This is a genomic window from Isoptericola sp. NPDC060257 (assembly GCF_042726645.1).
GTDB lineage: Bacteria > Actinomycetota > Actinomycetes > Actinomycetales > Cellulomonadaceae > Isoptericola > Isoptericola nanjingensis.
Genome location: NZ_JBHXAW010000010.1, coordinates 1 through 22,316 on the forward strand (window position 1 = coordinate 1; position 22,316 = coordinate 22,316).

Sequence of the window (22,316 nt, forward strand, 5' to 3'; positions counted from 1 at the left end):
GCACCGGACGGTGCGGGGCTCTCGTGGGGTCGGTGTGCTGCGCCGGGGTCAGCGCGCCCCGTGCTCCTCGTGGAGACGGTCCGTCTCGTCCTGGACGTGGACGGCGACACCCTGGTAGGCGTCCGCGTGCGCGCGTGCGTGGTGCCCGCAGAAGAGGAGCTCTCCGACAGGCAGGACCACTCGCACGTACGCCTGGGCGCCGCAGCGGTCGCAGCGGTCGGCGGCGGTCAGCGGCTGGGTCGGTTCGGTCGTCGTGGTGCTCACATGACCATCCAACCAGACAGGTGGCCCGGAGCATCCCGGACCCGGGTCGGGTTCGCTCCGGGCATAGCGGCGTGGAGCACAGCCCGACGGCGTGGAGCGCACAAGAACACCTGTTCGGTCGTCTACCCTCGTTCCCGTGACTGCCACCTCCGAGTCCGGGTACACCGCGCGCCACCTCACCGTCCTCGAGGGCCTCGAGGCCGTGCGCAAGCGCCCCGGCATGTACATCGGGTCGACGGACTCGCGCGGCCTCATGCACTGCCTGTGGGAGATCATCGACAACTCCGTCGACGAGGCCCTCGGCGGGCACGCGACGAACATTCGCGTGGTGCTGCACGCCGACTCGTCGGTCACGGTCGAGGACGACGGTCGCGGCATCCCGGTCGACGTCGAGCCGAAGACCGGCCTGACCGGCGTCGAGGTCGTCTTCACGAAGCTGCACGCGGGCGGCAAGTTCGGCGGCGGTTCGTACACGGCGTCGGGCGGCCTGCACGGCGTGGGTGCCTCCGTGGTCAACGCGCTCTCGGCGCGCCTCGACGTCGAGGTCGACCTCGGTGGGAAGACCCACCGGATGACGTTCCACCGCGGCGAGCCGGGCGTCTTCTCCGACCCGGTCTCCGGCCCGTCCCCGGAGTCGCCGTTCGAGCCGTTCGTGTCGGGGTCCGAGCTGGCGATCGTCGGGAAGACGAAGCGCGGCGTCACCGGTACCCGGGTGCGCTACTGGGCGGACCGCCAGGTGTTCCCGAAGACGGCGGTGTTCAGCTACGACGAGCTGGTCACGCGCGCCCGCCAGACGACGTTCCTCGTCCCCGGGCTGAAGCTCACGCTGCGCGACGAGCGCGGTCTGCCGGGCACGCCGGGAGAGGCGGGTCCGCACGAGGAGGTCTTCCAGCACGACGGCGGCGCGATCGACTTCGTCGAGTTCCTCGCGCCCGACGCCCCCGTGACGTCGACGTGGCAGCTCAAGGGCAGCGGCCACTTCACCGAGACGGTGCCGGTGCTGGACTCCCGCGGTCACATGTCGCCGCAGGAGGTGCAGCGCGACTGCGAGGTGGACGTGGCCCTGCGCTGGGGCGGCGGGTACGACACCGAGGTGCGCACCTTCGTCAACATCATCGCGACGCCCAAGGGCGGCTCCCACCTGTCCGGGTTCGAGCAGGGCCTGCTCAAGACCGTCCGCAAGCAGATCGAGGCGAACGCGCGGCGTCTGAAGGTCTCCACGAAGGACGCGGCCGAGCGCATCGAGAAGGACGACGTCCTCGCCGGCCTCACCGCGGTCGTCACGGTCCGGCTCGCGGAGCCGCAGTTCGAGGGCCAGACCAAGGAGGTGCTCGGCACCGCTCCCGTGCGGGCGATCGTCTCCCGCGTCGTCGAGAAGGAGCTGGGCGCCCTCCTCACGTCGTCCAAGCGCGACGAGAAGGCGCAGTCGGCACTGCTCCTCGAGAAGGTCGTCGCCGAGATGCGTGCCCGCGTCACGGCGCGCAAGCAGAAGGAGATCTCCCGGCGCAAGAACGCCCTCGAGGCGTCGTCCCTGCCGGCGAAGCTCGCGGACTGCCGCAGCGACGACGTGAACCGCAGCGAGCTCTTCATCGTCGAGGGCGACAGCGCCCTCGGTACGGCCAAGCTGGCCCGCTCGAGCGACTTCCAGGCGCTGCTGCCGATCCGCGGCAAGATCCTCAACGTCCAGAAGGCGTCGATCAGCGACATGCTCCGCAACGCGGAGTGCGCGGCCATCATCCAGGTGCTCGGCGCGGGCTCCGGCCGGTCCTTCGACCTCGACGCCGCCCGCTACGGCAAGATCGTGCTGATGACGGACGCCGACGTCGACGGCGCGCACATCCGCACCCTGCTGCTCACGCTCTTCTACCGGTACATGCGGCCGATGCTCGAGGCGGGCCGCGTGTTCGCCGCCGTCCCGCCGTTGCACCGGGTGGAGGTGCTGGGCAGCGGCCGGCGCAAGAACGAGTACCTGTACACGTACTCGGAGGCGGAGCTCACCGCGACCCTCAAGAAGCTCGACCGGGCCGGGCGCCGGTACAAGGAGGACATCCAGCGCTACAAGGGCCTGGGGGAGATGGACGCCGACCAGCTCGCCGAGACCACCATGGACCCGCGGCACCGCACGCTGCGCCGGGTCACGGTGGAGGGCGCCGAGGCTGCGGAGCGCGTGTTCGAGCTGCTCATGGGCAGCGACGTCGCGCCCCGCAAGGAGTTCATCGTCGCCGGGGCGAACACCCTCGACCAGTCCCGGATCGACGCCTGACCCGTCCGGATGGCGGCCCGAGCGGCGGGTGCCCTCCGGTGATGGGTACCCTCTGGCCGTGAAGATCCCCCGCACGACCTCTCGTCCGGCCTCCCGTCCGGCAGCGTCGCGACTGCTCGTCCTCCTCCCCGCGACCGTCCTGGCCGCAGGCCTGCTCGCCGGCTGCTCCGACGAGGGCACGCCGGACGCCGGTTCGTCGGCGTCCGCCAGCGCGTCGGCCGACCCGACGCAGCAGGTCGCGGAGAACCTCAGCGAGTTCTCCTACGAGGGCGAGGACGGCAAGACCGCTCTCGAGCTGCTGGAGGAGAAGGACCCGGACGCCCAGGTGCAGGGCAAGGGCGAGAACGCGTTCGTCACCGCGATCCGCGGGCGCGAGGCCGACCCGGAGACGGAGTTCTGGGGCCTGTACGTCGACGACGAGATGGCCCAGGTCGGCGCGGGCTCGCTCGAGACGAAGGACGGGCAGACCATCACCTGGAAGCTCGAGGAGATCGAGCAGTGAGCGCCGCGACCTCCCGCCTGGAGGCCCCGCTCTCCGCCCGCGAGCTCGTGCACCGGTGGTGGCGGCCCGCGCTGGCCGTGCTGCTCGTCGCGGGCGCCGTCGTCTGGCGGCTCGTGAAGACCGACCTCGGCGCGCCGCCGAACCTCGAGCTCTCGACCGCCGCTGCCTTCGTCGCCGCCGGGCTGCTGCGCCACCGGCTCGCGATGCTCGCCCCGCTGGTCGTGGTCGCGCTGAGCGACGTGCTGCTGGGCAACTCGTCGGTGCTGGTGTTCACGTGGACCGCGTGGGCCGCGATCGGCGTCGGCGCCTGGTGGGCCGGCCGCACCCGGGGCACCACGGGGCGCCTCGTCGCCGCGCTGGGCTTCGGCGTCGGCAGCTCGCTGTTCTTCTACCTCTGGACCAACGCGGGCGTGTGGTGGCTCGGCCGGGGCACGTTCTACCCCGCGGGCCTGGACGGCCTGCTCGCCAGCTACGTCGCCGGACTGCCGTTCCTGCGTCCGATGCTGCTGGGCAACCTGGTGCTGGGCCCGCTCGCGGCCGGGCTCGTCGCGCTGGTGGCCAGGCTGGAGCGGGCTTCCGTGGCGGCATCCGAGGCCGTCGTCGCGCGATAGCCTCGAGTCCAGGAACGACCGTCACGACAGGAGGCGACCGATGCCTGCCGACCGGATCCGCCGGATGTCCTTCGCCAGCATCTACCCGCTGTACGTGCAGAAGGTGGAGCGCAAGGACCGCAGCACGGACGACCTCGATCGCGTCCTGACCTGGCTCACGGGCTACGACGACGCCGGCCTCGAGAAGGCGATCGCCGACGAGGTGGACCTGGAGACGTTCTTCGCCCGGGCGCCCGCGATGAACCCGAACGCGTCGCTCATCACCGGGGTGATCTGCGGCGTCCGCGTCGAGGAGATCGACGACCCGCTGATGCAGCAGATCCGCTGGATGGACAAGCTCGTCGACGAGGTCGCCAAGGGCAAGAAGATGACGTCGATCCTGCGGGGGAGCGCGGCCGCCTAGCGACGGCCGGCTCGCCGTCAGCGGCGTGGCAGGGGCAGTCCCATCGTGAGCCCCCAGGGGTGGTGCTCCAGGGTGCGGAAGCCCAGGTGCTCGTAGAAGCCGATGGCGCGCACGTTGCTCGCGCCGACGCCGAGGTGGATGCCCGGTGAGCCGGTGGCGGCGACCGCGTCGAGCGTCGCCTCGAGCACGCGGCGGCCGCGGCCGCCGCCCTGCGCCTCGGGCAGCAGGTCGACGTGGAGGTGCGCGGGGAACTCTGCGAGCCACGGGGTCTCGGTCCGCGACGGCGCGTGGATCATGCGCAGCAGCCGCGCGTCCGGCGACTCGTCCTCCTCGGCGCGAGCGGCGTGGCGGGCGCGCAGCGCGGGCCACCAGCTCTCCTCGCAGCGGTGCTCGAAGTCCGTGGTGCTCGCGGTGGCCACGCAGTAGCCGACGGCGGTGCCGTCCTCCCGCCGCAGGACGCGCGCGAGGTCGGGCTCCAGCTCGAGGTACGCGCCGAGGTACACGTGGCCGAGGAGGTCGCCGTCGGCGTACAGCCCGGTCGCGTCCTCGCCGGCGTCGCCCGTCCGCAGGCAGACGTCGTAGAGGGTGGCGCGGTCGGCGGGCCGGTAGCGGTCCACCTCGATCGTCGGCGGCCTGCCCGCGGGGCTGGCGTCCTGACCGGTCTGCGGCGTGCTCATGGTCACATCGTCCCTGGTCGCGCGCCCGACGTCGACCACGGGGGCGCGCCGCCCGCGTCGAGGAGGCGCGCCCTCGACCGGCAGCTCGACGCGCACCGGCCCGGCGGCCTCACACGCTGAAGTACTTCGCCTCGGGGTGGTGGAAGACGAACGCGTCGGTGGACTGCTCGGGGTGCAGCTGCAGCTCGTCGGACAGCGTCACGCCCACGCGCTCCGGGCGCAGCAGCTCGACGACCTTGCGGCGGTCCTCCATCTCGGGGCACGCGGGGTAGCCGAGGGAGAACCGCGCGCCGCGGTACTGCAGCTTGAACAGGCCCTCGACGTCGGTGGGCTCCTCGCCGGCGAAGCCGAGCTCGTCGCGCACGCGGGAGTGCCAGAACTCGGCCAGCGCCTCGGTGAGCTGTACGGACAGGCCGTGCAGCTCCATGTACTCGCGGTAGGCGTTCGCCTCGAAGAGCTTCGCGGTGTGCCCCGAGACGGCGTCGCCGACGGTCACGAGCTGCACGGGCAGGACGTCGAACCGCCCGGACTCCTCGGCGAACGAGCGCGGGCGGACGAAGTCGGCCAGGCACAGGTGCCGGTCGCGGCGCTGCCGCGGGAACCGGAACCGCAGGCGCTCGGTGCCCGGCTCGCCGCCGGAACCGCCGTCCGGCCCGTCGTGGTGCGCCACCACGACGTCGTCTCCCTCGGACCACACGGGGAAGTACCCGTACACGACCGTCGGGTCCATGATCTGGTCCGTGCGGACACGGTCGAGCCAGGCGGCCAGCCGTGGCCGGCCCTCGGTCTCGACGAGCTCCTCGTACGACGCCCCGTCGTCCCCGCGGCCGGGCTTGAGCCCCCACTGGCCCATGAACGTGGCGCGCTCGTCGAGGAACGCGGCGTAGTCGGCAAGCTGGATGCCCTTGACGATGCGGGTGCCCCAGAACGGCGGCTCCGGCACCGGGTTGTCGGCGGCGACGTCGGAGCGCGCGGGCAGGTCCTCCGGCGCGGTCTCGGTGACCGTGACGACGCCGTGCCGGCGCTTGCGCAGCGCGGGCAGCCCCACGGACTCGGGGTCGGCGCCACGCGCGATGGCGACGAGGGGCTCCATGAGCCGCAGCCCCTCGAAGGCGTCCTTCGCGTACCGCACGGTGCCGGGGAACGCGGAGGCGAGGTCGTCCTCGACGTACGTCCGCGTCAGCGCGGCGCCGCCGAGCAGCACCGGCCAGCGCTTCTCCATACCGCGGGAGACCAGCTCCTGGAGGTTCTCCTTCATCACGACCGTCGACTTCACGAGCAGCCCGGACATGCCGATGACGTCGGCGTCGTGCTCCTCGGCGGCCTCGATCATGGCGCTCACCGGCTGCTTGATGCCGATGTTCACCACCGTGTAGCCGTTGTTGGTCAGGATGATGTCGACGAGGTTCTTGCCGATGTCGTGCACGTCGCCGCGCACGGTGGCGAGCACCACGGTGCCCTTGGACCGGCCCTCGCCGCCCTCGACCTTCTCCATGTGCGGCTCGAGCAGCGCCACCGCGGTCTTCATCACCTCGGCGGACTGCAGCACGAAGGGCAGCTGCATCTGCCCGGAGCCGAACAGCTCGCCCACGACCTTCATGCCGCCCAGGAGGTGGGTGTTGACGATGTCGAGGGCCTTCATGCCGTCGGCCAGCGCCTCGTCGACGTCCCCCTCGAGGCCCTTGCGCGCGCCGTCGACGATGCGGCGCTCCAGGCGCTCGCCGACGGGCAGCGCGGCGAGCTCGGCGGCACGCTGGTCGCGGAGCGCGGTGGCGTCGACGCCGGAGAACAGCTCGAGGAGGTGCGCGAGCGGGTCGTGGACGAGGTTGCCCTCGTCGTCGTACCGCCGCCGGTCCCACACCAGGTCCTCCGCGGCCTCCCACTGCTCGTCGGGGATCGCGTTGCGGGGCAGGATCTTCGCCGCGTGCACGATGGCGGAGTCCAGGCCCGCCTGGGTCGCCTCGTGCAGGAACACCGAGTTCAGCACGGTGCGGGCGGCCGGGTTGAGGCCGAACGACACGTTGGAGACGCCGAGCGTGGTGTGCACGCCGGGGTATCGGGTCGTGATCTCGCGGATCGCCTCGATCGTCTCGATGGCGTCGCGCCGCGTCTCCTCCTGACCCGTCGCGATGGGGAAGGTCAGGGCGTCGACGATGATGTCGTCCACCCGCATGCCCCAGTCGCCCGTGAGCTGCTCGATGAGGCGGGTGGCGATGGCGACCTTGCCGTCCTTGGTGCGCGCCTGCCCCTCCTCGTCGATGGTCAGCGCGACGACGGCCGCGCCGTGCTCCTGCACGAGCGGCATGATCCTGGCGTAGCGCGAGCCGGGGCCGTCGCCGTCCTCGAAGTTCACCGAGTTCACGACGCCGCGGCCGCCGAGCAGCTCGAGCCCCGCCTGCAGCACGGCCGGCTCGGTGGAGTCGATGACCAGCGGCAGCGTGGACGCCGACGCCAGGCGCGAGACCACCTCGCGCACGTCCGCGACGCCGTCGCGCCCCACGTAGTCGACGCAGACGTCGAGCAGGTGGGCGCCGTCGCGCGTCTGGGCGCGGGCGATGTCGACGACGTCGTCCCAGCGGCCCTCGAGCATCGCCTCGCGGAACGCCTTGGAGCCGTTGGCGTTGGTGCGCTCGCCGATGGCCAGGTACGACGTGTCCTGCCGCAGGTCCGTGTGCGAGTACAGGGACGCGACGCCGTTCTCGCGCTGCGGGTTCCGGTCGGGCAGCGCGCGGCCGCGCACGGCCTCGACGACCTGGCGCAGGTGCTCCGGCGTCGTGCCGCAGCAGCCGCCCACGAGGCCGAGGCCGAACTCCTGCACGAACTGCGTGTGCGCCGCGGCCAGCTCCTCGGGCGTGAGCGGGTACACGGCGCCGTGCGGCCCCAGCTCGGGCAGACCCGCGTTGGGCATGCAGGTGACCGGGACCTCGCTGTGACGCGCGAGGTGGCGCAGGTGCTCGCTCATCTGGTCCGGGCCGGTGGCGCAGTTCAGCCCGATCGCGTCGACGCCGATCGCCTGCAGGGCGGTGAGCGCGGCACCGATCTCCGACCCCATGAGCATGGTGCCGGTGGTCTCGACGGTCACGGAGACGATGACCGGCACCGACCGGCCGACCTCCGCGATCGCGTCGTGGCAGCCCGTGACCGCGGCCTTCGCCTGCAGCAGGTCCTGGCTCGTCTCGACGAGCAGCGCGTCCGCGCCGCCCTCGAGCAGGCCGGCCGCCTGCTCGGCGAACGTCGCGCGCAGGTGCGCGTACGTGGTGTGCCCCAGGCTCGGGAGCTTGGTGCCGGGGCCCATCGACCCGAGCACCCAGCGCGGGTGGTCGGCGGTCGCGAAGGCGTCGGCGCGCTCGCGGGCCAGCGCCGCCCCGGCCCGCGCGAGCTCGCGGATCCGGTCGTCGATCCCGTAGTCGGACAGGTTGGACCAGTTGGCGCCGAAGGTGTTCGTCTCGATCGCGTCGACGCCCACCTCGAGGTACTCGTCGTGCACGGCGCGGATGATGTCCGGGCGCGACACGTTGAGGATCTCGTTGCAGCCCTCGTGCCCCTCGTAGTCCTCGAGGGTCGGGTCCGCGGCCTGGATCATCGTGCCCATGGCGCCGTCGGCCACCACGACGCGCGTGCGCAGGGCCTCGCGCAGGGCGGCGGATCGGGCGTCGGCGGCGGCAGGGTCGAGCGTGGTCGTCACCCGTGCAGAGTAACGGCGCGCGGCGGCCCTCGGACGGTGCGTCCACAGCCGCGAGCGGGCCCGCGAGCCGACACCGCGGGCCGCTCAGAGCAGCGGCGCACCGTTCACGGTGAGCAGGATCGAGTACACCGAGGTCGACGCCGTGACGAAGAGGCGGTTGCGCTTGCGGCCGCCGAACGCGAGGTTCGAGACCTCCTCGGGCAGACGGAGCCGCCCGAGGAGCGTGCCGTCGGGGTCGAGCACGTGCAGGGCCTCGCCGGCGGCCACCCAGACGCGGCCCGCCGTGTCGACGCGTACGCCGTCCGGGCCGCCGTCGAGCTCGGCGAACACCTCCCCGCCCGCGAGCCGGCCGCCGTCGACGGCGAAGACCCGCAGGTGCCGGCGGCGCGTGTCCGCGACGTACAGGTGCGTCCCGTCCACGGACAGCGCGAGGCCGTTGGGCCGCTCGAGGTCCGTGGCGACGGCGGTCACGTCACCCGTGGCGGGGTCGACCCGGTAGACGTGGCAGCCGTCGATCTCCGGGTCCGCTCGCTCGCCCTCGTAGTCGGTCGTGATGCCGTACGGCGGGTCGGTGAACCACACCGCTCCGTCGGCGGACACCACCACGTCGTTCGGGCTGTTGAGCCGCCGTCCGCGCCAGCGGTCCGCGAGGACCGTCGTCGAGCCGTCGTGCTCGGTGCGCTCCACCCGGCGCGCGCCCTGCCGGCAGGTGACCACCCGCCCCTGGCGGTCGATCGTGCGGCCGTTCGGGTAGCGGGCCGGCGACTCGAGGACGCTCACCGACCCGTCCGCCTCGTCCCACCGCAGCACGCGGTCGTTGGGGATGTCGCTGAACAGCAGGTACCGGCCGGCGGGCACGTACAGCGGGCCCTCCGTCCAGCGGCCACCCGTCCACAGCCGCTCGAGGCGGCCGTCGCCGCGCACGGCGGCGAAGCGCTCGTCGAGGCGTTCGTAGACGGCGGGGACGGTCTCGGTCATCGCGGGCTCCGGCGGGTCGTGGTGCGTGGTCCGTGCAGGTCAGGAGGCTGTGCGGTGGCTGCACCGTGCCACACGCCGTCGCACCGCGACAACCGGCGCCGGCCGCGAAAAGCCGTGCGCGCGACGCCGCGGCCCACCTACCGTGGGCCCATGGCCAGCACCGATCTGCGCGCGTCCCTCGCCGAGCGCGCCGCCGCCCCCGCCGTGCTGCCGGCGCTGACCGCGGGCGGCCTGACCTGGCGGCCCGCGACGACCGACGACGCGCCCGCGCTCCTGGACCTGCGGAACACGATCGCCGCCGCGGACCAGGAGCCCTACCGCGAGTCCCTCGCGGAGGTCGCCGAGCTCCTGGGGGCGCCCTGGCGCGACCTCGCGGCCGACACGGTGCTCGGCCTGGACGCCGCGGGCGCGCTGCGCGCCTACGGCGACGTCGAGACGATGCCCGGCGACACGCGGCGCGTCCGCGCGTTCCTGTGGGGCGGGGTGCACCCGGACCGCCGCGGCGAGGGCATCGGCCGGGAGGTGTTCGCCTGGCAGGAGGCCCGGGCGCGCCAGGTGCTCGCGGCCTCCGGCAAGGACGTGCCGGGACGCCTCGCGGGGTTCCTCGAGGACGACGCTCCCGCCGCGAAGGTGCGCCTGTACGAGCGGGCGGGCTTCACGCCGCGGCGCTACTACTCCGACCTCGAGCGGGACCTGCGCGACCTCGACACCCACCCGCTGCCGGTCGTCGACCTCGACGGCGGCCTCCGGCTGGTACCGCTCGACGACGAGCACGACGAGCCCGCCCGCCTGGCCCACAACGACGCGTTCCGCGACCACTGGGGCAGCGAGCCGCAGACGCCGGAGCAGTGGCGCAACGGCCGGGCGACGTACGCGCCCGAGTGGTCGTTCGTCGTCGTGGACCCTGCACCGGACGTCGCGGCCCTGCTCGCCGACCCCTCCACCGACGCCGAGACCGCGGCAGCCCTGCGGGCCGGCGCGCCGCTCGTGGTCGGCTACCACGTCGGGTCGCGGTACACCGAGGACTTCGCGGTGCGCGGCCACCCGTTCGGCTACACGGACACCCTCGGCGTGCGCCGCGCGTACCGCGGGCGCAAGGTCGCGGTCGCGCTGCTCGCCGCGGGGATGCGGGCGTACGCGGCCGACGGCATGGCGGTCGCGGCGCTCGACGTCGACACGCAGAACCCGAGCGGGGCGCACGGGCTGTACGCCAGCCTCGGGTACACGAAGCGCCACGGGTCGCGGCTGCTGACGATCGAGCTCTGACCGCGCAGCGCCCGCGCGCCGCGCCCCGGCCGGGACCGGGGAGGCCGGGTTTCGGCGGGAGGGCCCGGGGGCCTAGGCTGCCGGGCGTGACCGACGTCGTTCATCACGGGCTGCTCCCGGCGCCGCCCCCGCGGCTCCTGCCCACCGTCACCTCCCGCGCGGCCGCCGTCGCGCTCGCGATGCTCACCGTGCTGCACCTCGTGGCCCAGGTGGCCGAGGCCAGCACCTGGGCGCGGGTCACGCAGGTCTGCCTGATGCCGCTGCTCGCCGGGACGCTCTGGTGCGCCGCGCCCGCCCCTCGCTCGCGGCTGGTCCGCGTCGTCGCGGTCGCCCTCGGCCTGTCGTGGCTGGGGGACACGGCGCCCGCGGCGTTCGAGGGCGACGCCGCGTTCCTCGTCATGGTGGGCTTCTTCCTGCTCGCCCAGGTGACGTACGTCGTCGCCTTCTGGCCGTCCCGACGAGCGAGCGTCGCGCGCCGACCGGCGCTCCTCGCCCCCTACGCGCTCGCGGCCGCCGCACTCGTCGTGGCGTGCGCCCCCGGCGCGCCCGGCCCGCTCCTGGCCGCCGTGGTCGTGTACGGGGTCTGCCTGGTGGCGATGGCGGTGCTCGCCACGGGCGTGCACCCGCTGGCCGGAGCGGGCGGCGTCGTGTTCCTGGCGTCGGACGCCATGATCGCGCTGGGCGCCTTCACCGGCTGGTTCGACCCGCCCGCCTCCGGCTTCTGGGTGATGCTCACCTACGTCGCGGGTCAGGCGCTGCTGGTCGCGGGGGTGCTCGCGCGCAGCTCCATCCAGGTGTCGGGCTCGGGGACGGGCGTGAAGCCGGCGCGCTCGTAGATGCGCCGGCCCTGGTCGGACGCGCGGAGCAGGACCCGCTTCAGCCCGAGGGACTCGATGTCGGCCAGCGCCCCCGCGACGACGGCGCGGCCCAGCCCGTGCCCGCGGTGCGCGGGGTCGACGATCACGTCCGCGAGCCAGCCGAACGTCGCGCCGTCGGTGACCAGGCGGGCGTAGGCGGCGAGGTCGCCCGTCGCGGCGAGGACGCCGTAGCTGCGCGACCCTGCCACGGCGGCCCGGTGCTGCTCGCGGGAGCGGCCGACGGCCCAGTACGCGTGCGCGGCGAGCAGCTCGTGCGCCCGGTCGGTGTCGATCCGCTCGGGGGCGGTGGTGAAGGCGTAGCCGTCGGGCAGGTGGAGGTCGGTCAGGTCGAGGTCCGGCATGGCGGCAGTGAAGCAGCCGACGTGTCGGAGGTCACGCCTAATCTCGGGACATGGACATCATCCTGGTACCGGGGTTCTGGCTCGACGGATCGGCCTGGGACGACGTCGTCCCGGCGCTCACGGCGGCGGGGCACACGCCCCACGCCGTCACCCTGCCGGGCATGGAGGCGGTCGATGCCGACCGCTCCGGCATCCATCTCGCGGACCACGTGGACGCCGTGGTCGCCGCGATCGACGCCGTCCCGGGCGACGCGCCCGTCGCCCTCGTCGGGCACTCCGCGGGCGGCGGGCTCGTGTACGCGGCCTCCGATGCCCGTCCCGACCGGGTGGCGCACGTCGTCTACGTGGACTCGGGGCCGGCAGCCGACGGGCAGGCCACCAACGCGGACTTCCCGGCCGACGCCGTCGAGTACCCGCTCGACTGGGGCGAGTTCGGCGAGGACTCGCTGCGCGGGATGACGGACACGATCCGTGCCGAGGTGCTGGCGGGCTCGATCCCGCAGCCGGGCGGGACCGTGCGCGAGGGGCACCGGCTGTCCGACGACGACCGCCGGCTCGACATCCCGTCGACGGTCATCGCGTCCGAGATGTCGGCCGAGACCCTGCGCAGCCTGGTGGCGCAGGGGCACCCGTTCGTCGCCGAGCTCGCGCGGCTGCGCGACTACGAGATCGTCGACCTGCCCACGGGGCACTGGCCGATGTTCACGCGCCCGGCCGACCTGGGCGCGGCGATCGTCGACGCCGTCGCGCGCTGAGCCGCGGCGTCAGCCGACCAGGTCAGCCGACCAGGTCAGCCGATCGCCGCGACCGGCGCGCCGAGCGGCTGGCCCGAGCCGTCGCGGCGGTCGGTGCTCTCCGGCAGCTCGGCGGGCTGGCCGGCGCCGCCGACGGCGCGGGCGGGGCCCTCTCCGACCCAGGCCAGGACGAGGCCGTCCTCGCCCTTGAGGAAGCGGTGCGCGCGCACCCCGCCCGTGCCGCGCCCCTTGCCGGGGTACAGCTCGTACGGGGTGACCTTCGCGGAGCCGCCGCCCGTGCCGGGCAGCGCGCCCGACGCCCCCGCCACCGTGACGACGGTGTGCAGGTCGCGGGTCGCCGCCCGCGCGACGCCGAAGAAGACGACGTGCTGGCCCGCGCCGAGGCGGATGCCCGCCATGCCGGCCGCAGCCCGCCCCTGCGGGCGCACGGCGGAGGCGTCGAAGTGCAGCAGGCTCGCGTCGGAGGCGACGAAGACGAGCTCGTCGTCCTCTCCCACCGGTGCGGCGCCCACCACCCGGTCGCCGTCCTTGAGCGCGATGACGTCCCACTCGTCGCGGTTCGCGGGCACGTCGCCCGCCGCGACGCGCTTGACGACGCCGTTCGCGGTGCCGAGGGCCAGGGTGGGCGCGTCCTCGTCCAGGGAGGCCACGGCCAGCGCCGTCTCGCCGGGTGCGAGCGCGACGAGCTCGCTCACCGGGATCCCGCCCGACAGCGACGGCGGGCCGTCGACCGGGGGCAGCGCGGGCAGGTCGAGCACCGACACCCGCAGCAGGCGGCCGGCGGACGTGACGAGGCCGACGTCGCCGCGGGTGGTCGTCGCGACGTCGCCGCGCATCGCGTCGTGGGCGTGCCGGCGGCCGGCGCGCTCGAGCGGCGCGTCCGCGGCCTCGCCCGACGTCCGGGCCAGGAGCCCGGTGGCGGACAGCAGCGCCCGGGTGGGGGAGTCCGCGATCTCCAGGCTGATGGCCGGTGCCTTGCTGCGGCCGTTCGTCGCCGCGGGGGCGGTGGCGCCGCCGGCGGAGTCGAGCAGCACCGTGCGGCGCGGCGTGCCGTAGGTGGAGGCGACCTCGCCCATCTCGGCGCTGACGACGGCGCGCAGGCGCGCGTCGTCGGCGAGGATCTCCTGCAGCTCGGCGATCTCGCGCTCCAGCTCCGACTGCTCCTTCTCCAGCTCGATCCGGGAGAACTTGGTCAGGCGGCGCAGCTGCAGGTCGAGGATGTACGTGGCCTGGGGCTCCGACAGGTCGAAGACGCCCATGAGGCGCTCGCGGGCCGCCGCGGCGTCGTCGGAGGAGCGGATGACCTGGATGACCTCGTCGATGTCGACGATGGCCAGCAGCAGGCCCTCCACCAGGTGCAGGCGCTCCTGCCGCTTGGCGAGCCGGAACGTCGACCGGCGGCGCACCACGTCGATGCGGTGCTCCACCCACACGCGCAGCAGCTCCAGCAGACCGAGCGTGCGCGGCTGGCCGTCGACGAGGGCCACGTTGTTGATGCCGAACGAGTCCTCGAGCGGCGTGGTGCGGTACAGCTGCTCCAGCACGGCGTCCGGGTCGAAGCCGGTCTTCACCTCGACGACCAGGCGCAGGCCGTGGGTGCGGTCCGTGAGGTCCTGCACGTTGGTGACGCCCTGGATCTTCTTGGCCTTCACGCCGTCGGCGATCTTCTCGATCACCTTCTCCGGGCCGACGCCGTAGGGCAGCTCCGTCACCACGATGCCCTTGCGGCGCGGCGTGACGTTCTCGACGCGGGCGGTGGCGCGCGTGCGGAACGTGCCGCGCCCCGTGCGGTAGGCGTCGCGCACGCCGTCGAGCCCGACGATCTTGCCGCCCGAGGGCAGGTCGGGGCCGGGGACGAAGCGCATGACGTCGTCGAGCGTCGCGTCCGGGCGCGTGATGAGGTGCTGGGCGGCGGCCACGACCTCGACGAGGTTGTGGGGCGCCATGTTCGTCGCCATGCCGACGGCGATCCCGGACGAGCCGTTGACCAGCAGGTTCGGCACGGCGGACGGCAGCACGGACGGCTGTGTGAGCTTGTTGTCGTAGTTCGGGACGAAGTCGACGACGTCCTCGTCGAGCCCGGCGGTCATCGCCATCGACGGCGGGGCGAGCCGGGCCTCGGTGTACCGGGGGGCGGCCGGCCCGTCGTCGAGCGAGCCGAAGTTCCCGTGCCCGTCGACCAGCGGCAGGCGCATCGAGAAGTCCTGCGCGAGGCGCACCAGCGCGTCGTAGATCGCGGTGTCGCCGTGCGGGTGGAGCTTGCCCATGACCTCGCCGACCACGCGCGACGACTTCACGTGCGCACGGTCGGGCCGCAGGCCCATGTCCGACATCATGTACAGGATCCGGCGGTGCACCGGCTTCAGGCCGTCGCGGGCGTCGGGCAGCGCGCGCGAGTAGATGACGGAGTACGCGTACTCGAGGAACGACGTCTCCATCTCCGCCGCGACGTCGATGTCGACGATCTTCTCGTCGAACGGCTCGTCGGTGACGGGTGCGCTGCTGCTCTTGCGCGCCATGCGGTGCGGCTCCTGAGTTCGATGGGTGGCTCGGCGGGACGGTCGGTGTCGTGGTCGGGGTCGTGCTCGCTGGGGCGCGGGCGTCCTCCGCGGACCGCACCAGACTCTATCCGGCGGCGCCCACAGGGCCGCGCAGGCGCGGCGACGAGCCGCCGTCGTAGGGCCCGGATAGCCTGCACGGGTGGACGTACCCGACACTCCGGACGACCGGCAGGACGCTCGGCAGCACCCCGAGTACCCGGTCGCGTGGGAGGCCGACGTCGTGCTGCGCGACGGCACCACCATGCACGTGCGCCCGCTGCGTCCCGACGACGCCGACGCGATCCAGCGCTTCCAGGTGGCGCAGTCAGAGCGCTCGGCGTACTTCCGCTTCTTCGCGCCGGTGCGCCGGCTCACGGACCGGGAGCTGAACCGCCTCACGCACCTCGACCAGCGCGACCGGGTGGCCCTGGTCGCCGTGCGCCCCGGCGTCGACGACGACGGCCGCCCGCGCGAGGACGTGCTCGGCGTCGCCCGGTACGACAAGGTCTCGGCCGCGGAGGCGGAGGTGGCCTTCAACATCGCCGACGCGATGCAGGGCAAGGGCCTCGGCTCGGTCCTCCTCGAGCACGTCGCCGCGGCGGCGCGCGAGCGTGGGGTGCGGCGCTTCACCGCGGACGTGCTGCCGCAGAACTCGTCGATGCTCGCCGTCTTCCGCGACGCCGGGTACGCGGTGAGCCAGCACCTCGACGACGGCGTGGTCACGGTCGCGTTCGACCTCGACCCCACGGAGCGCTCCCGCGAGGTGATGGCCGACCGCGAGCACCGCGCCGAGGCACGCTCGATGCAGGCGCTGCTGTCGGCCCGCCGTGTCCTGCTCGTCGGACCCGGCCCCGTGGGGCCGGCGGGGGCGACGCCGGAGCACCACCTCGCGCAGCGCGTCGTTGACGCCGCCGCGGCTGACCCGGGGGACACCCGGCTCACCGTGCTCGGCGCCCCCGGGCCGGTCCCGGACGCCCCGGGGCTCGCGGTCGCGGCGTCGTGGGACGACGTGCTGGGGGTCGAGGGCGGCGCGGACGACGCTGCGGACGACGGGGCTGCGCACGGCGCCGCCGATGACCACGGCGTCGACCTCGTCCTGCTGTCGGTGCCGCCGGACGACGCCGTCGACGCGGTGCGGCGCCTGGCCGGGCGCGGCGTGCGCGGCGTCGTCGTGCTGGCCGCCGGGTACGCGGAGACAGGGCCGGACGGCCTGGCCCGGCAGCGCGAGCTGGTGCGCGCCGCGCACGCGGGCGGGATGCGGGTGGTCGGTCCCGCGTCGTTCGGCCTGCTCACCACGACGCCGGGCGCGCGGCTGCACGCGAGCCTCGCCGAGCGGTCGCCGCGCGCCGGTGTGGTGGGGATGTTCTGCCAGTCGGCGCCCGCCGCCGTCACGCTCACGCGGACGCTCGAGCGACGTGGCCTCGGCGTGTCGGCCCTGCTGTCCGCGGGCCACCGCGCCGACGTGTCGGGCAACGACCTCATGCAGTACTGGCAGGACGACGCGCGCACCGCCGTCGTCTGCCTCTACCTCGAGTCCATCGGCAACCCCCGCAAGTTCTCCCGGATCGCGCGCCGCCTGGCCGGGGTCAAGCCCGTCGTCGTGGTGGTGGCGGGCCGGTCGGGCCAGGTCGTGCCCCCGGGGCACGCGGTGCGTGCCACGCGGGCGCCGCGCCGCCTGCTCGACGAGATGCTGCGGCAGTCCGGCGTCATCCGCGCCGAGAACACCCACCAGCTCATGGACGTCGCGCAGGTGCTCGCGCACCAGCCGCTGCCGAGCGGCAGCCGGGTGGGCATCCTCGCGTCGTCCGCCGCACTGGCCGCCCTCGTCGCCGAGGCCGCGGCCGCGGCGGGCCTCGTCGTCGCTGCGTCGTCCGACTTCCTGCCGCCGGACGCCACCGACGAGCAGATCGCCCACGTGACCGACGCCCTGTACGCGCCGGGGGCGTGCGACGTCGTCGTCGCCGTCGACGTGCCCGTCGTCGTGCCGCGCACCGGGGCCGTGGCGCGGGCCGTGGCCGAGGCGGCCGCGCGGACCGGGCGCACCACCGTCGCGTCGATGCTCGGCCTCAGCGGCCTGCCCGACGAGCTCGCGACGACGGGCCCGGACGGCACCCCCGTGCGGATCCCCGCGTTCTCCACGCCGGAGGACGCGGTGACGGCGCTCGGCAAGGTCGTGACGTACGCGCGCTGGCGCACGGAGGACCGCGGCACCCACGTGCGGCCGGAGGGGATGGACGCGCGGCGGGCGCGCCGGCTCGTCGAGGGCTGGCTCGCCGACGCCGAGGGCGGCGACGGGCGGGTGCTCACCCAGGACGAGACGGCGGAGCTGCTCGACTGCTACGGCGTCCGGCTGTGGCGCTCGCGGACCGTGCGCACGGCGGACGAGGCCGTCGCGGCGGCTGACACGCTCGGCTGGCCGGTCGCCCTCAAGACCGCCTCGACGGCGCTGCGCCATCGCACCGACCTGGGTGGGGTGCGCCTGGACATCGCGGATGCTGCCGAGCTGCGCGCCGACGTCGAGCGCATGCGGCAGGTCGCGCTGGAGGTCCTGGGGGAGGACGAGCCCGCCATGGAGGTGCAGGCGATGGCTCCCGTCGGGGTGCCGTGCGTCATCCGCTCCGGCGAGGACCCGCTGTTCGGTCCGAAGGTGTCGTTCGGCCTCGCGGGCGACGCGACCGACCTCCTCGACGACGTGGCCTACGGCATCCCGCCCCTGACCGACGTCGACGTGGCCGCCATGGTGCGCACCGTGCGCGCGGCGCCGCGGCTGTTCGGGTACGGCGGCGCGCCGGAGGCCGACATCGACGCGCTCGAGGACGTGCTGGCGCGCGTGTCCGTGCTGGCCGACGACCTCCCCGAGCTCGCGTCGCTGGAGCTGTACCCGGTCGTCGTCGGCTCGGTCGGCGTGAGCGTGCTGCACGCCGTCGTCCGGCTGCGGTCGGCGGCCCAGCGGGCGGACGCTCCCCGGCGCGCGCTGCCCGGCTGATCCCCGCCTGACGCCCGGCTGGGTGTCGGTCCGGGCGCCGCCCGTTCGTCGTGCTGATGACTGCCGACCAGCGAGGAGCGCACCATGACCACGACTCGGACCGAGGGCGTCGCCTCGGCACCCGCCGTCCCGCCCATCGTCGACCGGGAGGCCTGGCGGGCCGCCCGCGAGGATCTGCTCGTCCGGGAGAAGGCGCACACGCGGGAGGGCGACGCGATCGCCGCCGCCCGCCGCCACCTGCCGATGACGGAGGTCGACGCAGGCTCCGTCGTCGTCGGGCCCCACGGCCCCACCACGCTGCTGGACCTGTTCGCCGGGCGCGAGGAGCTCGTCGTCTACCAGCACATGTGGCACCCGGGCGCGCCGGTCGAGGACCAGTGCGCGGGCTGCACCCTCACGTACCTCGCCGTGCAGGACCCGGCCTACCTCACCGCCCGAGGCGTGTCGTTCGCGGTGCTGGCGCAGGCGACCTACGCCGAGCTCGCGCCGTTCGTGGAGTTCATGGGATACCCGCAGCACTGGTACGCGCTCGCGGACCCCGCGTCCCGCGGGGAGGACGAGATCGTGCGCGGCGACAACTCCGGCACCTGGGTGTGCTTCCTGCGCCAGGGCGACCGGGTGTTCCTCACCGGCACGCTCACGGGGCGAGGCTGCGAGGCCACGATGCCGGCGCTCGCGCTGCTCGACCTGACGCCCCGCGGCAGGGTCGAGTCCTGGCAGGAGTACCCCGAGGGGTGGCCGGACGGCAGGGAGCCCGGCTGGTTCTGGCGGGCGCACGCGGACGGGTCCGGCTGCGGCTGGGGTGCGGGCCGGCCCACCGCCCAGTGGGCGCGCCCGGACGCCGGCCCGGCGGGGGAGTCGGGTCACGACCACCCGCACGGGACGGCCCGCCCGGGCGATGGTGGTCTCCCGCCGGGGGTGGTGGGAGAATGCGCGGGTGCCGCATGCGACCGCCCGTGAGAACCTCCGTGCCGACCTGTCCGCCCACGTGCGCCGGGCCGGGTACTACCCGGACCTCGTGGAGGACGTCCTCGACGTCGCCCTCGCCGACGAGGACGTGCTCGCGCACCTCGTCCAGGCGGAGACCACGTTCGACGACGCCGTGCGCCGGCACCTCACCGTGCTGGCCCTCACGCCGACGCGCCTCGTCACCGCGCACGTCGACGACCACGAGGGCGACGCCGCCCACCCGTCGTCGGCGGCCGCGACCACGGAGGCCGTGCCGCTGAGCGAGATCCGGTCCGTCGCGCTCACGCACGTCGTGGACGAGCCGGCCGAGCACCGGCCCGGCGACAGCGCGTCCGAACTCACGCTCGCGATCGGGTGGGGCGCCGTCTCCCGCGTCGACCTCGAGCCGGCGCAGTGCCCGGACCCGAACTGCGAGGCCGACCACGGCCTCACCGGCACGCTCACGCCCGACGACGTCGTGGTGCGCGTCAGCGGGGCCGCGGAGGGTCGGGACGCCCTGCGCCGCGCGATCGCGTTCTCGCGCTCCCTGTCGGCGGCGACCGGGACGGGCGGGCGCGCCGCCCGATGACGGCGACCCTCGCGCTGCCCGACGGCCTCCTCGCCCCCTCCTACGGGACGGGCTCGCTCGCCGCCGTCCTGCCAGCCGTCGCGGGGGCCCTCGGGGCGGACCTCACGACGGCGACCGGGCTGCGGTCGGCGGACTGCCGCGACGCGCTCGGGCTGCCGTCCGGGGTGCAGCGCGCGGTCGTGGTCCTCGTCGACGGCCTGGGCCTGGCCAACCTCGCCGAGCGCGGCGGGCACGCCCCGTTCCTGCGCTCGCTGGCCGCGGACGGCCGGTCGGTGCTGTCCAGCTTCCCCTCGACGACGGCGGCGGCGCTCGCGACGTTCGGGACCGGCACGGCCCCGGGGCGTACCGGGCTCCTGGGCTACACGCAGCGCAACCCCGCCACGGGCGGCCTGGCCACCACGGTGTCCTGGACCGAGCAGTCCGACCCGTACCGGCGCACCAAGCTCTCCGGGCCGATGCGTGCCGAGCCCGAGGACGTGCAGCGCGAGCCCACGGTGCTCGAGACGCTCGTGCGGGACGGCGTGCGCGTCACCTCGCCCGGTCCCGCCCGGTTCGCGGGCTCCGGGATGACGCGCGCGGCGCTGCGCGGGCCGCGCTACCTGGCCGCCGAGGGGCTGGACGCCCAGGTGGGCGTCACGGTGCGTGAGCTGCGCGCGCCAGGCCTCGTGTACCTCTACCACGGCGCCGTGGACAAGGCGGGCCACCAGCACGGCCCGCAGTCGTGGCAGTGGGGCGACGCCCTCGAGGAGACGGACTCCGAGCTGCGCCGCCTCGTGCGCTCCGTACCGAAGGGCACGCTCGTCGTCGTCACGGCCGACCACGGTCAGGTGACGGCGGACCTCTCCCGCCAGCACGACGTCGCCGCGCACCCCGAGCTCGCGCGCGACGTCGCGCTCCTCGGCGGCGAGCCGCGCGCCGGCCACGTGTACGTCGCGCCCGGCGCCGACCCGCGGGACGTCGCGGCGCGCTGGGCCGCGGTGCTCGGCGACGACGCGCTCGTCGTCCTGCGCGACGACGCCGTCGCGGCCGGCTGGCTGGGCCCGGTGGCCGACCACGTGCTCCCCGCCGTGGGCGACGTCCTGGTCGCGGCGCGCGGAGCGGCGACGGTGGTCGACTCGCGCCTGCACCCGTCCGGCGCCCGCGAGATGCCGGGCGTGCACGGGTCGCTCACGCCCGCGGAGATGGTCGTGCCGCTGCTCGTCGCGCAGGCGTAGCGCGCGTCGTCGCGGTTCGGGTCGGGCGCGCGCCGCGCCGAATGTCGTGGCGCGCTCGCGTGCCGGGTGCCACGATGCCCAGATGGAGCAGCTCATTCAGGGCGGCCAGGACCCCGCGCCCCGGTGGACCCGCGCCACCGTGTACCCGGACATGTGGGTGGACCCCGACGACGACCCGCGGGAGAGCGACGTCGAGCTGGTGGACGAGCGGGCGATCCTGCTCGACGCGCTGCGCTCGTACCGGCTGACCGTCGAGATGAAGTGCGCCGACCTGGACGCGGAGCAGCTCGCCCGCCGCTCGGTGCCGCCGTCCACGATGTCGCTGCTGGGCCTGGTGCGGCACCTCACGGAGGACGAGCGGCACGTGCGCCGCATCATGACCGGCGAGGACGCGCCGTGGCTGTACCGCAGCGAGACGCACCGTGACGGCGACTGGGACGGCGCCGTCGCCGACCCCGCCGTCGTCGACGAGGCGTTCCGGCACTGGCGCGAGGAGATGGCCGCCACGGACCGCATGGTCGACGGCATCGACGACCTCGGCGCGACGAACGCCGGCTTCTCCGACCTCGGCGCGGAGCCGGGTGGCGCGATCTCGCTGCGGGAGCTGCTGCTCAGCCATGTCGAGGAGTACGCGCGGCACTGCGGGCACGCGGACCTGCTGCGGGAGTGCGTGGACGGGCGCGTGGGCCAGTAGCGCGGCGCACGACGCCGGGGAGGCGCGAGGTCTGACAGGATCTGGCCCATGGCCGAGCTCGTCTTCTTCTCCGGGACCATGGACAGCGGCAAGTCGACGCTGGCGCTGCAGACCGACCACAACCACGCGGCGCGCGGGCGGACCGGGCTGATCTTCACCCGCGACGACCGCGCCGGCACGTCCCGGCTGTCGTCGCGGCTCGGGCTCGAGGTGGACGCCCGCGAGGTCACCGACGACACCGACTTCTGGGACGTCGTGGCCGCCGAGCGGCAGGCCGGTCGCGTCGTGGACTACCTCGTGTGCGACGAGGCGCAGTTCTACTCCCCGGCCCAGGTCGAGCAGCTCGCCCGGCTCGTCGACGAGGTGGAGCTGGACGTCTTCGCCTTCGGCATCACCACCGACTTCCGCACCCGGCTGTTCCCCGGCGCGGCCCGCCTCATCGAGCTCGCGGACCGCGTCGAGGAGCTGCAGGTGCGCTCCCTGTGCTGGTGCGGCGCGCGGGCCACCCACAACGCGCGCACCGTCGGTGGCGTGATGGTCGTCGAGGGCGACCAGGTGGTGGTCGGCGACGTCGCGGGCGCGCCCGACGGCGGACCGGTGTCGTACGAGGTGCTGTGCCGGCGGCACCACATGCGACGCATGACGCAGGCCGACGCCCGCCGCCGCGCGGCCGTCACGGACCAGCTGGACCTGGGCGACGGCGCGTAGCCGTCGGCCGGAAC

19 protein-coding genes are annotated in these 22,316 nt (G+C 74.5%); 13 read left to right on the plus strand and 6 right to left on the minus strand.

What is annotated here, in order from left to right; all coding sequences use genetic code 11:
• Positions 1 to 48 precede the first annotated feature (48 nt).
• Positions 49 to 264 carry a DUF7455 domain-containing protein gene (locus ACFWEK_RS01720; protein ID WP_429729875.1) on the minus strand — a complete coding sequence of 72 codons (216 nt, stop codon included), beginning with the start codon at positions 262 to 264 and terminating at the stop codon, positions 49 to 51.
• Between the two features lie 136 nt (positions 265 to 400).
• On the opposite strand from ACFWEK_RS01720, the gene ACFWEK_RS01725 reads away from it, so the two are divergent.
• From ACFWEK_RS01725 to ACFWEK_RS01740, 4 genes are read left to right on the plus strand one after another with little or no spacing between them, the layout of a single operon-like run.
• Positions 401 to 2,527, plus strand: coding sequence for a type IIA DNA topoisomerase subunit B (locus ACFWEK_RS01725; protein WP_430545243.1), 2,127 nt, complete (start codon positions 401 to 403; stop codon positions 2,525 to 2,527).
• Between the two features lie 58 nt (positions 2,528 to 2,585).
• Positions 2,586 to 3,029 (plus strand): DUF4430 domain-containing protein, encoded by a 444-nt coding sequence (locus ACFWEK_RS01730; RefSeq protein ID WP_430552882.1) that lies wholly within the window; start codon positions 2,586 to 2,588, stop codon positions 3,027 to 3,029.
• The gene (locus tag ACFWEK_RS01735) at positions 3,026 to 3,640 is read left to right on the plus strand and encodes a DUF6580 family putative transport protein (RefSeq protein ID WP_430552883.1); all 615 of its coding nucleotides are present in this window, start codon (positions 3,026 to 3,028) and stop codon (positions 3,638 to 3,640) included. The genes ACFWEK_RS01730 and ACFWEK_RS01735 overlap by 4 nt, the downstream gene beginning before the upstream one ends.
• Positions 3,641 to 3,680: 40 nt before the next feature.
• The gene (locus ACFWEK_RS01740) at positions 3,681 to 4,043 is read left to right on the plus strand and encodes a DUF2200 domain-containing protein (protein WP_430552884.1); all 363 of its coding nucleotides are present in this window, start codon (positions 3,681 to 3,683) and stop codon (positions 4,041 to 4,043) included.
• A 17-nt stretch (positions 4,044 to 4,060) separates the two neighbouring features.
• Here the strand turns inward: ACFWEK_RS01740 and ACFWEK_RS01745 are convergent, their stop codons facing one another.
• The 3 genes from ACFWEK_RS01745 to ACFWEK_RS01755 all read right to left on the minus strand — a co-directional run bounded on the left by ACFWEK_RS01745 (position 4,061) and on the right by ACFWEK_RS01755 (position 9,383).
• Complete coding sequence (locus ACFWEK_RS01745) at positions 4,061 to 4,720, minus strand: GNAT family N-acetyltransferase (RefSeq protein ID WP_430552885.1); 660 nt, start codon at positions 4,718 to 4,720, stop codon at positions 4,061 to 4,063.
• A 109-nt stretch (positions 4,721 to 4,829) separates the two neighbouring features.
• Positions 4,830 to 8,405, minus strand: coding sequence for a methionine synthase (gene metH / locus ACFWEK_RS01750; protein ID WP_430552886.1), 3,576 nt, complete (start codon positions 8,403 to 8,405; stop codon positions 4,830 to 4,832).
• Positions 8,406 to 8,489: 84 nt separating this feature from the next.
• Positions 8,490 to 9,383 carry an SMP-30/gluconolactonase/LRE family protein gene (locus tag ACFWEK_RS01755; protein WP_430545249.1) on the minus strand — a complete coding sequence of 298 codons (894 nt, stop codon included), beginning with the start codon at positions 9,381 to 9,383 and terminating at the stop codon, positions 8,490 to 8,492.
• Positions 9,384 to 9,533: 150 nt separating this feature from the next.
• Here ACFWEK_RS01755 and ACFWEK_RS01760 point away from each other — a divergent pair, with 150 nt between their 5' ends.
• Together ACFWEK_RS01760 and ACFWEK_RS01765 are read left to right on the plus strand one after the other, a co-directional pair.
• On the plus strand, positions 9,534 to 10,649 hold the full coding sequence (locus ACFWEK_RS01760) for a GNAT family N-acetyltransferase (protein WP_430552887.1): 1,116 nt from the start codon (positions 9,534 to 9,536) through the stop codon (positions 10,647 to 10,649).
• An 86-nt stretch (positions 10,650 to 10,735) separates the two neighbouring features.
• Positions 10,736 to 11,485 (plus strand): lysoplasmalogenase family protein, encoded by a 750-nt coding sequence (locus tag ACFWEK_RS01765; RefSeq protein WP_430545251.1) that lies wholly within the window; start codon positions 10,736 to 10,738, stop codon positions 11,483 to 11,485.
• Here ACFWEK_RS01765 and ACFWEK_RS01770 read toward each other — a convergent pair.
• Complete coding sequence (locus ACFWEK_RS01770) at positions 11,398 to 11,868, minus strand: GNAT family N-acetyltransferase (RefSeq protein WP_430545252.1); 471 nt, start codon at positions 11,866 to 11,868, stop codon at positions 11,398 to 11,400. The genes ACFWEK_RS01765 and ACFWEK_RS01770 overlap by 88 nt on opposite strands.
• Before the next feature lie 50 nt (positions 11,869 to 11,918).
• Here ACFWEK_RS01770 and ACFWEK_RS01775 point away from each other — a divergent pair, with 50 nt between their 5' ends.
• A complete protein-coding gene (locus tag ACFWEK_RS01775; RefSeq protein WP_430545253.1) occupies positions 11,919 to 12,623 on the plus strand; it encodes an alpha/beta fold hydrolase in 705 nt (234 codons plus the stop codon).
• A gap of 35 nt (positions 12,624 to 12,658) precedes the next feature.
• Here the strand turns inward: ACFWEK_RS01775 and ACFWEK_RS01780 are convergent, their stop codons facing one another.
• A complete protein-coding gene (locus tag ACFWEK_RS01780) occupies positions 12,659 to 15,142 on the minus strand; it encodes a DNA topoisomerase (ATP-hydrolyzing) subunit A (RefSeq protein ID WP_430552888.1) in 2,484 nt (827 codons plus the stop codon).
• A gap of 181 nt (positions 15,143 to 15,323) precedes the next feature.
• Between ACFWEK_RS01780 and ACFWEK_RS01785 the strand changes: the two genes are divergently transcribed.
• The 6 genes from ACFWEK_RS01785 to ACFWEK_RS01810 all read left to right on the plus strand — a co-directional run bounded on the left by ACFWEK_RS01785 (position 15,324) and on the right by ACFWEK_RS01810 (position 22,302).
• Positions 15,324 to 18,149 carry a GNAT family N-acetyltransferase gene (locus tag ACFWEK_RS01785; RefSeq protein ID WP_430552889.1) on the plus strand — a complete coding sequence of 942 codons (2,826 nt, stop codon included), beginning with the start codon at positions 15,324 to 15,326 and terminating at the stop codon, positions 18,147 to 18,149.
• Between the two features lie 84 nt (positions 18,150 to 18,233).
• Entirely contained in the window at positions 18,234 to 19,109 is an 876-nt protein-coding gene (locus ACFWEK_RS01790) for a DUF899 family protein (protein ID WP_430552890.1), read from the plus strand.
• Positions 19,087 to 19,686, plus strand: a complete 600-nt coding sequence (locus ACFWEK_RS01795; RefSeq protein ID WP_430545257.1) for a DUF5998 family protein — start codon at positions 19,087 to 19,089, stop codon at positions 19,684 to 19,686. Before ACFWEK_RS01790 ends, ACFWEK_RS01795 begins: the two co-directional genes overlap by 23 nt.
• On the plus strand, positions 19,683 to 20,900 hold the full coding sequence (locus tag ACFWEK_RS01800; protein ID WP_430552891.1) for an alkaline phosphatase family protein: 1,218 nt from the start codon (positions 19,683 to 19,685) through the stop codon (positions 20,898 to 20,900). Before ACFWEK_RS01795 ends, ACFWEK_RS01800 begins: the two co-directional genes overlap by 4 nt.
• Before the next feature lie 82 nt (positions 20,901 to 20,982).
• Positions 20,983 to 21,594: a DinB family protein gene (locus ACFWEK_RS01805; RefSeq protein WP_430545259.1), complete on the plus strand. Its 612-nt coding sequence runs from the start codon at positions 20,983 to 20,985 to the stop codon at positions 21,592 to 21,594.
• 48 nt (positions 21,595 to 21,642) lie between these two features.
• On the plus strand, positions 21,643 to 22,302 hold the full coding sequence (locus tag ACFWEK_RS01810; protein WP_429729821.1) for a thymidine kinase: 660 nt from the start codon (positions 21,643 to 21,645) through the stop codon (positions 22,300 to 22,302).
• Positions 22,303 to 22,316: the final 14 nt, after the last annotated feature.

Coding starts and splice junctions, on each gene's coding strand:
- ACFWEK_RS01800 (WP_430552891.1), top strand. CDS start 19,683: ATGACGGCGACCCTCGCGCTGCCCGACGGCCTCCTCGCCCCCTCCTAC.
- ACFWEK_RS01775 (WP_430545253.1), top strand. CDS start 11,919: ATGGACATCATCCTGGTACCGGGGTTCTGGCTCGACGGATCGGCCTGG.
- ACFWEK_RS01770 (WP_430545252.1), bottom strand. CDS start 11,868: ATGCCGGACCTCGACCTGACCGACCTCCACCTGCCCGACGGCTACGCC.
- ACFWEK_RS01805 (WP_430545259.1), top strand. CDS start 20,983: ATGGAGCAGCTCATTCAGGGCGGCCAGGACCCCGCGCCCCGGTGGACC.
- ACFWEK_RS01810 (WP_429729821.1), top strand. CDS start 21,643: ATGGCCGAGCTCGTCTTCTTCTCCGGGACCATGGACAGCGGCAAGTCG.
- ACFWEK_RS01755 (WP_430545249.1), bottom strand. CDS start 9,383: ATGACCGAGACCGTCCCCGCCGTCTACGAACGCCTCGACGAGCGCTTC.
- ACFWEK_RS01760 (WP_430552887.1), top strand. CDS start 9,534: ATGGCCAGCACCGATCTGCGCGCGTCCCTCGCCGAGCGCGCCGCCGCC.
- ACFWEK_RS01780 (WP_430552888.1), bottom strand. CDS start 15,142: ATGGCGCGCAAGAGCAGCAGCGCACCCGTCACCGACGAGCCGTTCGAC.
- ACFWEK_RS01740 (WP_430552884.1), top strand. CDS start 3,681: ATGCCTGCCGACCGGATCCGCCGGATGTCCTTCGCCAGCATCTACCCG.
- ACFWEK_RS01745 (WP_430552885.1), bottom strand. CDS start 4,720: ATGAGCACGCCGCAGACCGGTCAGGACGCCAGCCCCGCGGGCAGGCCG.
- ACFWEK_RS01790 (WP_430552890.1), top strand. CDS start 18,234: ATGACCACGACTCGGACCGAGGGCGTCGCCTCGGCACCCGCCGTCCCG.